This is a genomic window from Blautia sp. An46 (genome assembly GCF_002161645.1).
Taxonomy (GTDB): domain Bacteria; phylum Bacillota; class Clostridia; order Lachnospirales; family Lachnospiraceae; genus Blautia; species Blautia ornithocaccae.
Genome location: NZ_NFIF01000030.1, coordinates 1 through 12,895, shown reverse-complemented (window position 1 = coordinate 12,895; position 12,895 = coordinate 1). Strand labels below are relative to the sequence as shown.

General features: G+C 41.5%; 10 protein-coding genes. 7 read left to right on the top strand and 3 right to left on the bottom strand.

Annotation, left to right across the window (positions count from 1 at the left end; translation table 11 throughout):
- The first annotated feature begins 10 nt into the window (after window positions 1–10).
- The 3 genes from B5G00_RS17315 to B5G00_RS17305 are packed head-to-tail and all read left to right on the top strand — an operon-like array spanning window position 11 to window position 5,414.
- Entirely contained in the window at window positions 11–1,609 is a 1,599-nt protein-coding gene (locus tag B5G00_RS17315) for a GH35 family beta-galactosidase (protein ID WP_087274912.1), read from the top strand.
- Window positions 1,610–1,638: 29 nt separating this feature from the next.
- On the top strand, window positions 1,639–3,849 hold the full coding sequence (bglX, locus tag B5G00_RS17310) for a beta-glucosidase BglX (protein ID WP_087274911.1): 2,211 nt from the start codon (window positions 1,639–1,641) through the stop codon (window positions 3,847–3,849).
- Window positions 3,850–3,872: 23 nt separating this feature from the next.
- Window positions 3,873–5,414 carry a glycoside hydrolase family 43 protein gene (locus B5G00_RS17305; RefSeq protein ID WP_087274910.1) on the top strand — a complete coding sequence of 514 codons (1,542 nt, stop codon included), beginning with the start codon at window positions 3,873–3,875 and terminating at the stop codon, window positions 5,412–5,414.
- A 77-nt stretch (window positions 5,415–5,491) separates the two neighbouring features.
- Here B5G00_RS17305 and B5G00_RS17300 read toward each other — a convergent pair whose 3' ends face one another.
- Window positions 5,492–6,034, bottom strand: coding sequence for an NADH peroxidase (locus tag B5G00_RS17300; protein ID WP_087274909.1), 543 nt, complete (start codon window positions 6,032–6,034; stop codon window positions 5,492–5,494).
- Between the two features lie 128 nt (window positions 6,035–6,162).
- Entirely contained in the window at window positions 6,163–6,570 is a 408-nt protein-coding gene (locus B5G00_RS17295; protein WP_087274908.1) for a Fur family transcriptional regulator, read from the bottom strand.
- A 254-nt stretch (window positions 6,571–6,824) separates the two neighbouring features.
- On the opposite strand from B5G00_RS17295, the gene B5G00_RS17290 reads away from it, so the two are divergent.
- The 3 genes from B5G00_RS17290 to trhA all read left to right on the top strand — a co-directional run bounded on the left by B5G00_RS17290 (window position 6,825) and on the right by trhA (window position 10,635).
- Window positions 6,825–7,805 (top strand): LacI family DNA-binding transcriptional regulator, encoded by a 981-nt coding sequence (locus B5G00_RS17290; protein WP_087274907.1) that lies wholly within the window; start codon window positions 6,825–6,827, stop codon window positions 7,803–7,805.
- 126 nt (window positions 7,806–7,931) lie between these two features.
- Window positions 7,932–9,737 carry an amylosucrase gene (locus tag B5G00_RS17285; protein ID WP_087274906.1) on the top strand — a complete coding sequence of 602 codons (1,806 nt, stop codon included), beginning with the start codon at window positions 7,932–7,934 and terminating at the stop codon, window positions 9,735–9,737.
- Window positions 9,738–9,972: 235 nt separating this feature from the next.
- Complete coding sequence (trhA, locus tag B5G00_RS17280; protein ID WP_087274905.1) at window positions 9,973–10,635, top strand: PAQR family membrane homeostasis protein TrhA; 663 nt, start codon at window positions 9,973–9,975, stop codon at window positions 10,633–10,635.
- Window positions 10,636–10,842: 207 nt separating this feature from the next.
- Here trhA and B5G00_RS17275 read toward each other — a convergent pair whose 3' ends face one another.
- Window positions 10,843–11,685 (bottom strand): AraC family transcriptional regulator, encoded by an 843-nt coding sequence (locus B5G00_RS17275; RefSeq protein ID WP_087274904.1) that lies wholly within the window; start codon window positions 11,683–11,685, stop codon window positions 10,843–10,845.
- 149 nt (window positions 11,686–11,834) lie between these two features.
- On the opposite strand from B5G00_RS17275, the gene B5G00_RS17270 reads away from it, so the two are divergent.
- Window positions 11,835–12,635, top strand: a complete 801-nt coding sequence (locus tag B5G00_RS17270; protein ID WP_087274903.1) for an HAD family hydrolase — start codon at window positions 11,835–11,837, stop codon at window positions 12,633–12,635.
- The last annotated feature ends 260 nt before the right edge of the window (window positions 12,636–12,895 follow it).

Sequence of the window (12,895 nt, the reverse complement as noted above, 5' to 3'; positions counted from 1 at the left end):
GGAGAGAAAAATGGAAAGATTGCCATATATTTCAAAAGATAAAAATGGTATCTGGACATTATATGTCCATGAAAAACCATATCTTATGCTTGCCGGAGAGATACATAATTCCAGTTCCTCCAGTCTGGAATATATGAAAAAAGAGGTATGGGAAAAAATTAGAGGGCTTCATTTAAATACACTGATCGTTCCGATAACCTGGGAAACGGTGGAACCGGAAGAAGGTAAATTTGATTTTTCTCTGGCAGAAGGGATCATAAGACAGGCCAGAGATGAAGGAATGTATCTTGTGCTTTTATGGTTCGGCTTGTGGAAAAATGGAGAAAGTACCTATGTACCGGACTGGGTGAAGATAGATACAAAAAGGTTTCAAAGAGCCTGCTATCCGGGAAAAATCCTGTCAGATACCATTACACCTCTGTGTAAAGAAGCAGTGGAAGCAGATGCAAAAGCCTTTTGCAAGCTGATGAAATTTTTAAGAGAGTTTGATCAGCAGGAACAGACCGTTCTGATGATCCAGGTAGAGAATGAGATCGGCTTTCTAGGAGCGGAAAGAGATTATTCTGCACTTACAGAAGAAGAATTTGCAAAGCCTGTGCCGGAGAAATTGTTTCTTTTGGAACATAAGAAAGATACTTTTGGAAAGAAAGCGGATATAAAAGAGAGAAAATTGCCGTCATGGAAAGAACTTTATAAAGAACAGGCAGCAGAGAAATTTATGGCATGGCATTATGCCTGTGCGGTAGAAAAAATTGCTTCCGAAGGAAAAAAAGAATATCCGCTGCCTATGTATGTGAACGCATGGCTGAATCAGTTTCCGGACCGACCCGGAAATTATCCCAGCGGCGGACCGATCGCCAGAAATCTTCCGGTATGGAAGGAAGCGGCGAAAAGCATTGATGTGTTTGCCCCGGATATTTATGTGTCAGATTTTGACCGTGTGTGTAAAGAATATTCAGATGACGGCAGAGCTTTACTCATTCCTGAAGCCAGGAGAGATACGATCAGCGCTTCCAATGTCTTTCCAGCATTTGCATTGTATCATACATTGGGATTTTCTCCTTTTGGCATAGAAGATTTTCTGACGGATCCTGAATCAGAGAGAGAAAATTCAGGAAGCGATCAACAGGTATTAGAAAAACTAAAGATTGACGAGATGGCCTTTACATGTAACGGAACCGGAAAGTATCTGAAAAAATCTTATGAGCTGCTTGAAAGTGTGAAAGATTTATATTTTAAGTACCGGGGAACAGACTCTGTCAAAGGATATATCCAAAAAAGCGAACATGAAAGAGGAACTCTTCTAAGACTTGCAGGCTGCGAACTGGAGCTGACATATCGAAAGCATCCGCTTAGCGAACCGGGCTGTGCGGGAATGATCCTGGAAGACAGTGAAAATTCCTTTTGGATCTTAGGCTGCAATACAGAGATAAGACTTTTAGCACCCAGGGGAACTGAAAAACATCTGACATTGCTATCCATAGAACAAGGATTTTTTGAAAATGGACGCTGGCATAGAGAACGTATCTTAAACGGAGATGAAAGATATCATAGCAGGCTGGGAGCAGAGCCGGAAATCCTCAGATTTAAGTATAAAGCAGTGGAATAAGAAAATATTGTGGTAAGAGGTGATCGTGTTTGGAACATAAGAAGTTGGAAGAATTACTCGACAGTATGAGTACGAAAGAGAAAATAGGGCAGCTTTTTCAAGTGTCAGGACAGCTTTTGGCAGAGGACTCTGTGGCTATGGGACCTGCACAGGAATTGGGCATAACAAAGGAAGACATAGAATTAGCAGGCTCTGTTCTGGGCATTACAGGCGCAGAGAAAATAAGAAAAATCCAGGAAGCCTATATGAAAAAACATCCTCATCATATACCGCTCATGTTTATGCTGGATGTAATTAACGGATATCGGACAGTATATCCTATTCCATTGGCTCAGGGAGCCTCTTTTGACCCGGAATTATCGAAAGAGTGCGCAAAAATGGCGGCAAAAGAAGCGGCAGTCAGCGGATTGCATGTCACGTTCTCTCCAATGACAGACCTGGTCAGGGACGCCAGGTGGGGAAGAGTCATGGAATCTACAGGCGAAGACGTATGGCTGAACAGCAGATTTGCAGAAGCAATGGTACAGGGATATCAGGGAGAAGATCTGAAGGATAAATATACATTGGGTGCCTGTGTAAAACACTTTGCTGGATATGGTGCGCCGGATGGGGGCAGAGACTATAATACTGTTCAATTAACAGAACGTACATTCAGAGAATATTACCTGCCTTCTTATCAGGCGGCGGTGAATGCAGGAGCGGCTCTTGTTATGACATCATTTAATACGGTTAATGATATCCCTGCTACGATCAATAAAGAACTGATGCGCAAAATTTTGAGAGATGAAATGGGATTTGAAGGGGTACTTATCAGCGATTATGGAGCGATAGGCGAAACCATATGTCATGGAGTAGCTGAGGATAGGAGCGATGCGGCCAGACTGGCCATGGAAGCAGGTGTGGACATCGATATGATGTCAGGTGTCTATCCGGAAAATCTGGAAGAGCTTATAAATACCGGGAAAGTGGATCGAAAGCTTTTGGATGAAGCAGTTATGCGTATACTGGAATTGAAAAATAAGCTTGGGCTTTTCGAGAATCCTTTTAAGGGAGCCGACGAAGCAGAAGAAGAGAAATATATACTGTGTGGAGATAATAGGAAGCTGGCTTTAGAGGCGGCTGAAAAATCCTTTGTATTATTGAAAAATGAGGAGAAATTTCTCCCGGTTAAGAGACAGGAAAAAATTGCTATGATCGGTCCCTATGTAGACCGAGAAGAGCTTTTGGGAGGCTGGTCTTTCCTGGGAGACCCGAAAGATACTATAACAGTAAAAGAGGCTGCACAAAAGTTGGGGAAAGACTGGAATTTTATTTTTGCAAAGGGATGTACATTATTAGACGAAGATACAAAACTGGAAGGATTTGGACAATATAGAGAAGAAAAGCTTACGAGAGAAGAACAAAAAGCTTTATGGGACGAAGCATGTAAAGCTGCGGAAACTGCAGATAAGGTAATCCTTTTTCTTGGGGAGCATTATCTCCAGACAGGAGAAGCAACCAGTAGAGGAAATTTAGATATTCCTGCAATACAAAAAAGATTGTTAAAAGAAATTGTTTCAATTAATCCTAATACGGCGGTTGTATTGTTCAATGGACGACCTTTGGATATCAGAGAGATCTGCGAATCTTCCAAAGCTGTTTTGGAAGCATGGATGCCGGGGACAGAAGGGGGGATGGCTCTTATGAATATATTGTCCGGGACCCATGAGCCTACAGGAAGGCTTCCAATGAGTTTTCCATATTGTGTAGGACAGGTTCCAATCCATTATGATTCCTTCCCTACAGGTCGTTTTTACGATGAAAAGCAAAAAGAAAATCGTTTTCTTTCTAAATATTTGGATATACCGAATAAACCCCTGTTTCCATTCGGCTGGGGCTTGGGATATACGGATTACTCTATCTCAGATGTGAGATTAGATAAAAAAGAATTATCAGAAAGAGAAAAGATCGTTGCAGAAGTAACCGTAAAAAATATCGGGGACAGAACAGGAACAGAAATAATCCAGCTTTATATCCATGATGTTGCAGCAAGTGTTGTGCGTCCTGTTAAGCAGTTGAAAGGCTATAAAAGAATCACTCTGCAGCCTGGAGAAGAAGCCGTAGTAAAATTTGAAATTAAAGAAGAAATGCTGCGGTTTTATATGGAAAATGGAGAATGGGGAAGCGAACCCGGCAAATTTGAGGTAATGATAGGCCGGGATAGCAGTACAGAGAATAAAAAAATGTTTACACTGATTTAACCTATGGAAAGGAGCAGACATAAATGGATAATCAGCATTATAAAAACCCAATCATATCCGGATATAACCCGGATCCGTCTATCTGTAGAGTAGGAGAAGATTACTACATAGTTAATTCATCCTTTGAATATTTTCCGGGAGTGCCTATTTATCACAGCAAGAATCTGGTAAACTGGAAAATGATAGGACATTGCCTGACAACGGAAAATCAACTGTCTCTTAAAAAGTGTCGTCCTTCAGGAGGCATTTATGCGCCGACTTTACGCTGGCATAACGGAACTTTTTTTATGACAACGACTAATGTCAGCGGAGAAGGAAACTTTATTGTCTATAGTAAAGAGCCGGAGAAAGGCTGGTCAGATCCGGTCTGGATTGATCAGGAAGGAATCGATCCATCTATTTTATTTGATGATGATGGAAAAGTATATTTTACATCTACAGGACTGGATAAGACAGGAAAGGCCTGTATTTTAACAAGTGAGATTAATCCATTTACAGGGGAAAAACTTACAGAAAGCAGAATCATCAGCTATGGCTGCGGCGGAAGATATCCGGAAGGCCCTCATTTATATAAGATAAAGGGGAAATATTATTTAATGCTTGCCGAGGGTGGAACCGAATATGGCCATATGGAGACTATGCAGAGATCAGATAATCCCTATGGACCTTATGAACCTTGTCCCCATAATCCGATACTATCGCATAAGGAGGATATGAGGGAAAGGATTTATTGTACCGGACATGCCGACATCATGGAAGATGCAAATGGAAACTGGTGGCTGGTATGTCTGGCAATAAGACCATGCGGTGGTAAAGATAACCGGGTTCTGCTTCATAATCTGGGGCGGGAGACTTATCTGGCTCCTGTTGTATGGGACGATGAAGGATGGCCGGTAGTAGGTGAAAATGGGCTGATCGACATTGATATGGAAGGTCCGCTGCCTGCGGAAACATATCCCGTAAACAGAGATTTTGCAGATGATTTTTCAGAAGAAGTATTCCCTGCTCAATATAACTTTTTAAGAAATCCGGTAACAGATAACTATAGAAGATCAATAAAGACTAATACGATGGTTTTAAGAGGAAGCGACATAACTATAAATGAGCAGGATACGCCTACCTGGGCAGGTATCAGGCAGAAAGGCTTTGATACGGTTTCGACGGTTCATCTTCGCCCGATGGAAACTGTGCAGGGAATGCGTCTGGGACTGACTGCTTACTATAATAAGGACTATCATTACGAGATCTATCTTACAAAAGAACTGGATATATGGAAAATCTGCCTGGCAAAACATATCCATGATATATTTGTAGTTACAGCACAGACAGAAATTGATCTACAACAGGGAGATAGTATCTGGCTGAGAATTGTAACAGATAAAGAATATTACACTTTTATGTACAGCAAAGATGGAGAAAATTACGAAAAGCTGGGAACAGGTCTAACTGTGGGACTATGTACAGAAAGTACAAGAACGATGACTTTTACAGGAACTTATCTGGCGCTGTTTGCGGAAAGAGCAGATATGGAAGTGGACAAATTTGAGGTAAAAGTTTTAGATTAGAAACGGATAGAAAATAGGCTGCCCCATTAAATTGCAATTAATGGGACAGCCTATTTTAAAAATTATTTTTTCGGAGATTAGCCGAAGTATCTCTTCAGAAGGCCTGCGAAAGCTTTTCCGTGACGGGCCTCGTCTCTTGCCATTTCATGAACTGTGTCATGGATAGCGTCCAGGTTCGCTGCTTTTGCACGTTTAGCCAGGTCGAATTTACCAGCTGTAGCGCCGTTTTCAGCTTCTACGCGCATTTCCAGGTTTTTCTTTGTGCTGTCTGTAACAACTTCACCTAACAGCTCAGCGAATTTAGCTGCATGTTCAGCTTCTTCGTAAGCAGCTTTTTCCCAGTATAAACCGATTTCCGGATATCCTTCTCTGTGAGCAACTCTTGCCATAGCCAGGTACATACCAACTTCTTTGCACTCGCCTTCGTAGTTAGCTCTTAAGTCTTCCATGATATCTTCGCTTGAGCCCTGAGCAACACCTACAACATGCTCTGCAGCCCAGCTCATTTCTCCAGACTGCTCAGTGAACTTATCTGCAGGCGCTCCACAAACTGGACATTTTTCAGGAGCAGCGTCGCCTTCGTAAACATAACCACATACATTACATACAAATTTCTTCATAACTTTGTTCTCCTTTTCTTATAGAATTTTTATAAAATCTGGCTTTGCCAGGTTTTTACAGGAATTTAATAATAGTAATGATTACTATTTTGTCTCTATGTCAAATCTAACATACTAGAGAAAAACTGTCAACTACTTTTCTGTAAATTTTTTTCATCTAAGCAGTTTTTACAGATACCGTAAAAAGTTGTGGTGTGGGCAGTGATCTCCCCATCAAAATTTTCAGAGACTTTCTGGGTGATATAGTCCATATCAGCCATTTCAATATCTTTGATACAATGGCAGTGTGTGCAGATAAAGTGGCTGTGAGGTCTGGTATTGCAGTCAAACCTGTCAGGTCCATTACCTGTAGAAATTTTGGCAATCTCTCCCAGATCTACCAGGAGAGAAAGGTTCCTGTATACAGTTCCCAGGCTGATATTCGGGAATTCTTCTTTAATTCCTGCATAGACGGTATCCGCAGTAGGATGTTCGTGACAATTCTGAACAAACTCTCTGATACATTCCCGCTGTCGGCTGTATTTTAATGCTGGCATAGGCTTCTCCCCTTTCTATCCCAGGAAGTTCCAAAGGATTAATAATAGTAATTGTTACTGATATTAAGATATCATATCAGATGAAATTAGTCAAGTATTATTTTGAAAAATTTTTACTGTGATATCCAGGGGCAAACCTTGTATTGTCAGAAGGCAGAATCTTTGATATTTTATTAAATATGAAGGCTTTTACGGGAGAATTATCTGGAGTCTTTCGGAGAACATATATGCTGTAATCAGAAAGGAATTGAGATATGACAAGTATTAAAGATGTGGCAAATCTGGCAGGCGTGGGACTGGGAACTGCTTCCAGGGCTCTGTCGGGAAATGGATATGTGGCACCTGAAACAAAGAAGAGGATAGAGGAGGCAGCAAAAAAGTTGTCTTATAAGCCTAATGTACTTGCACAGAATCTCTTAAAGAACAGTTCTGGTATTATAGGAATTCTTATTCCGACACTGGATCACTGCTTTTTTTCCAGGCTGGTCCAGGAGCTGGAGTCCGCATTATATAAGAAAGGATATAAGACCATGGTCTGCTGTACGGTCAGTATGGAGCACGGAGAGCAGGACTATCTGGATATGCTGGAAAATAATCTGGTAGACGGCATTATAACCGCCACTCATTCTTTTAACGACGAAGCTTATTTAAGGAGCAGCCGGGTAATCGTTTCTTTTGACAGAGATTTCGGAGGGCATATCCCTATGGTAAGATCGGACCACAGGGCAGCAGGCAGGATGGCAGCGGAACATTTTATGGAAAAAGGCTGTAAAAAGGTATTAAGTATTTATGGAGAGGATGCCAGAGAGGGACATATAATCGTAGGGCTGGCCCACAGGGAGCTGAAGGATTGTTTGGAGTTTCAGGGAATCCAGGTTTTGGAAGATTATATCAGCCAGGATAAATTTGATATGAGGCATTATTCTGAAAAGGCTGCGGAATGTCTGAAGAAGTATCAGGATATAGACGGCGTATTTGCCTCAGACCCTCTGGCAGAGGCTTTTCTGTGGGAAGGAAAACGCTTTGGAAAGAAGATACCGGAAGAACTGAAGATTATCAGCTATGATGGCACAGAGAGAACCAGGAGCGTTTTTCCGAGAATCAGTTCTGTGGTACAGCAGATTGACAAAATTTCCCTGGAACTTACAGATATTCTGACAAGGAAAATCCAGGGAGAAGAGGAGGTAGAGGATAAGATAACGGAAATCCGGTGGCAGCAGGGGGAAACCTGCTGAAAAAGAAAGACGGGGATTGACAAAGCATAGTGGAATCCTTATATTTAACTTATGGAAAGGTTTCCACAAGGAATCGGCAATTAGCAGAACATGATAAATAAGAATGTATAGAAGGGAGAAAAAAATATGTCAATGGATAGGCTGAAGAGTCTATATTACGGACTCTACGGGGAAAACGGAATCACGAACTTTTTTTATGACCAGCTGGTAAGCATCATGGAAACAGCCAAAGCAAACAGAAGCCCTCAACTGAAACGGCAGGATAAAAAGGGAAATTCCTGGTATCTGTCGGAGCAGATGGTGGGAATCATGCTGTATGTGGATAAGTTCAGTGAGGACTTAAAGAAGTTTGAATCAAAGATTGACTATTTAAGTGACCTGGGTGTAACCTATGTACACTTTATGCCTTTGCTTCAGCCAAGGGAAGGCCAGAATGACGGAGGATATGCGGTAGCTGACTACTTGAACGTGGATAAGCGCCTGGGGACAATGGCGCAGCTGGAAAGAGTTGTAGGAAAGTTAAAGAGAAAAGGGATCCGGACCTGTATTGACTTTGTGCTGAACCATACGGCGAAAGAGCATGAATGGGCTCAGAAGTCCAAGAAAAATGAGCCGGGCTATGAGGATATGTACTATATGTTTGACAATTATGGTATTCCCTCAGAGTATGAGAAAACACTGACTGAAATTTTCCCTTCTGTGGCGCCGAAGAACTTTACTTACTACGAAGATATCAATAAATATGTTATGACCAGGTTCTATGAGTTCCAGTGGGACCTGAACTACAAAAATCCCAATGTGTTTAATAAGATTGCTGAGGTCCTGCTTACATTGGCAAATAAGGGTATTGATATTTTCCGCCTGGATGCTATTCCTTATATGTGGAAGGAGCTGGGAACAAATTCTATGAATCTTCCCCAGGTTCATACGCTTTTGAAAATGTACGAGATGATCGTCGAGGAAGTATGCCCTTCTGTTATCTTCCTGGGAGAAGCTATAGTAGAGCCTCATGAAATCGTGAAGTATTTCGGATCTCCTGAGGAAAAGGAATGTCACATTATGTACAACGCTTCTCTTATGGTCCTATTGTGGAACTCTCTGGCTACCAGAGATGTAAGACTTATGGAGAAATCTCTTGCCATTGACTATGGCACTCCTGAAGACGGAGTCTGGATTAATTATGCAAGGTGCCATGATGATATCGGATGGGGATTTGAGACTAATATTATCCGGGATCTGGGAATGGACCCAGAGGCTCACAAGCAGTTTATTATCCAGTTTATGGAAGGAAAATTCCCGGGAAGTTTCTCCAGAGGAGAGCTGTATGAGTTTAATCCTCAGACACTGGATGCCAGAAATAGCGGAACCATGGCTTCTATGTGCGGACTGGAAGAGGCTGTAGTGGAGAAAGACCGGTATAAGCTGGAACTTTCCGTGAAGAGAATTCTTCTTCTGAACAGCATTATTATTTCTTATACAGGTATCCCTCTTCTCTACAGCGGAGATGAAATTGGCCAGCTGAACTGGTGGGAGTATAAAAAAGATCCGGAAATCTCCCATGATTCCAGATGGCTCCACCGTCCGCCTATGGATTGGGATAAGGCTGCAAACCGTCATGACCAGAGTACTGTGGAAGGCATTATCTTCAGCAGAATTAAAGAGATGATAGAAATCAGAAAGAGCCATGAAGTATTTTCTTCCAGACTCCATTCTATACCAGTGGATACCCAGAACAAAGCTGTGTTTGGATTCCACAAAGAGGATAAGATGCTGGTACTGGCAAATTTCAGCGAGAGGGAACAGGTAGTAGACTGTAATACTGTGAACTGGTTTGGACTGCCGGGAGAGCTTCATGACCTGATTCAGGGAAAGACCGTGCGTCTTTGGGAAAATATCGTACTGGGTCCTTATGAATATCTGTGGTTAATATAAGAAGAACGGGACTGTTGTATGAAACGATGCTGGACTTTGTTTCATACAACAGTCCTATCTATTTTTAGAAAAAAAGAAAAAAATACAAAAACTCACCCTTGCTTTTTACGAAAGTCTGCTGTAGTATAATGAATAACCAGATGTAGTATTTAAAACTACATAATAAACTTTATAATACTAAATGAAATTTCGGAATATACTATTAACAGCAACGTCAAGAACAGGAGTGGTGAGTATGAAATTTAAAATCAAGGATCCGGGAAGTGCTATTACCCATTTTATAGGCTGCATTATGGCAATTATAGCAGCAGCGCCTTTGCTTATTAAAGCGGCCAGAGAACCGGGCAGCATCTATATGATCGCAATGAGTATTTTTATCTTGAGCATGATTCTGCTTTATGCAGCCAGCACCATTTATCATACGGTAGATTCTACGGAGAAGGTAAACCGGCGGCTGAGAAAAATGGATCACATGATGATTTTTATACTGATAGCTGGAAGTTATACCCCAGTGTGCCTGATTACCCTGGAAGGAAGGACCGGATATCTTCTCTGTGGAGCCGTATGGGCGGTGGCCTTGATAGGAATTATTGTAAAAGCTTGCTGGATTACCTGCCCTAAGTGGTTTTCTTCCGTAATTTATATCGGAATGGGATGGCTGTGCGTATTTGCATTTGTGCCTATTGTAAAAGCTTTTTCTCCGGCAGGATTCGGATGGCTTCTTGCAGGAGGACTGATTTATACCATAGGCGGCGTCATTTATGCTTTGAAACTGCCTATATTTAACTCCAGGCATAAAAATTTTGGCTCACATGAAATCTTTCATCTTTTTGTCATGGGAGGAAGCATCTGTCACTTTATCGTCATGTATTTCTTTGTGATGCCGGTAGGTGTTTGATAGGCTGGCAATTATTCGTTCATATGTTTCAGGATAGTGAAAATAAAAGGAGCTGTCGCATTAATCAAAATCGAGAATATTTATACATTTTATTGCTCAGTCTGTGCCGCTTTAAGCCTATGGTCTCAAAGCTATGCTCGACAAATTCGCATAAAATGTATAAATATTCCTGACATATGACTAATGCGACAGCCCCCTTTTTGAAAATTACAGTAATTTATTATTTACGGGAATAGTCTTTCCCTGGTCCTGAAATTCTTTTCGAAAGGCTCTGGGAGTAAAACCAATGTGCTTTTTGAAGTAATTACAGAAAGAAGGAGCGTCCTTAAATCCACAGGACAGAGCGATTTCTGTAATGGTATAATCTGTGGAACAGAGCATTTGTACAGCCATTCGCAGCCGGTGCCAGAGCAGGTACTGTTTAGGCGAGGTTTTTCCATGTTCCATGAATATTTTGTACAGATAAGTCCGGTCTATTCCCACATGTCTTGCTACATCGGAGATACGGATATCATAACTGTAATTGTGCTCTATATATTCTCTGGCTGCTTTGAAATATTCATCAGAAAAATCCCGACTTTTTTCCGGAGAGGGGTCCTGCATAAAGGAAAGTAACATAAGAAGATTTCCCTTGGGCTCCAACTGACGGCCATGGGATTCCCGAAAGGAGGCCAGAAGCCGTTCCATACAGGCCAGAAGAGCAGAGATATTGCTGCCGGGATTCTGATAAATAAAGGAATCAGAAAATACAGTCTGTGACAGAATTTCCGGACATGCGCTTCCGTCAAAGCCAACCCAGGCATAGCTCCAGGGATTTTCCTTATCTGCTTGATAGTAAGTAGACTCCATGGGGGGAATGAGAAAGGCATCTCCTTTTTTCAGGGAATAAGTGACACCGCTTTTCTGGAAGATGCCTTTTCCCTCCAGGATTACATGGATAAGATAATGAGGGCGGACGGCAGGACCAAAATAATGTCCGGGCTGACACTCTTCTTTTCCACAGAAATAAACGGTGAGAGAGGCCTGCTTGGAGGTTGATTTTTTTTCCATAAACGAACTCCTTTGGCAATATTGGTGCAGGTATTTAATCGTGCAACAATTTAACAATAAAATTATATAAAAAAAGATAGATTCTATTCTGATAAGATTATATAATAAAAAACGGAGAACAGCAATGAGTCAGCAAAGGAGAACGGACAATGGAACAGAAACTGTTGTTTTTTGACATAGACGGCACGCTGATTACAGAAGGCACCGGAAAGATTCCTGAAAGTACCAGAAAAGCCATAAAAATGGCCAGGGAGGAAGGCCATCTGCTTTTTATAAATACAGGCAGAACAAGAACAAGTCTTCCAGAAAAAATCACCAGCCTGGGTTTTGATGGATATGTATGCGGCTGCGGTACGAACATTTTCCTGGGGAATAAGGAACTGCTTTCAGTGAAGCTGAGCAATGAGTTCTGCACTCAGATAGCAGAGACAGTGCGAAAGTATAAGGTCCCTGTGTTTTATGAGGCTTCCGACGCCATTTATTTTGACCATCAGGTGCCCGACGAAGAGGGCTGGATAAAGAGAGCTCAGGATGCATTTGAACTTCAGGGAAGAGATATTGAAGAAGTGATACAGGGCAGTGAGAAGGTCTTTGATAAGCTTCTGGTAATACTGAAACCAGAAAGAAAAAATCAGGAATTAAAAGAATATCTTTCCAGGTATTTTCTGTGCATAGACAGGGGATACAATATGTATGAGGTGGTGCAGAGAGATTATTCCAAGGCTACAGGAATCCGGTTTCTCTGCCAGCATCTGAGAAAAGGCATAGAAGACTGCTATGTATTCGGGGATAGTGAGAATGACCGCTCCATGCTGGAGGCAGTGCCCAACAGCATTGCTATGGGAAACAGCCAGGAGTCTATTAAGGAATGCTGTTCCTATGTGACGAAATATATTGAAGAAGATGGTATTTATGAGGCCATGAAACATTTCGGGCTGATCAAAGAATAAAACAGGAGCTTCCTGTATAATACAAATATAGGGAATTCCACGAAAGGTGGTTGAGAAAAAAAGATACCTCAGAGTAAAATAAGATTTGCTGACTTTGCTGGTTAGTACAAATCCTATAGAACAGAGAGGTATCTGAAATGAAGTATAACACACAAAACGCAAAAATTGCATCCATTACTGAAAAAACTTTAATTGTTGGTATTGATGTTGGAAGTGAAACTCATTTTGTCCGTGCTTTCGACTGGAGGAATTATGAATTT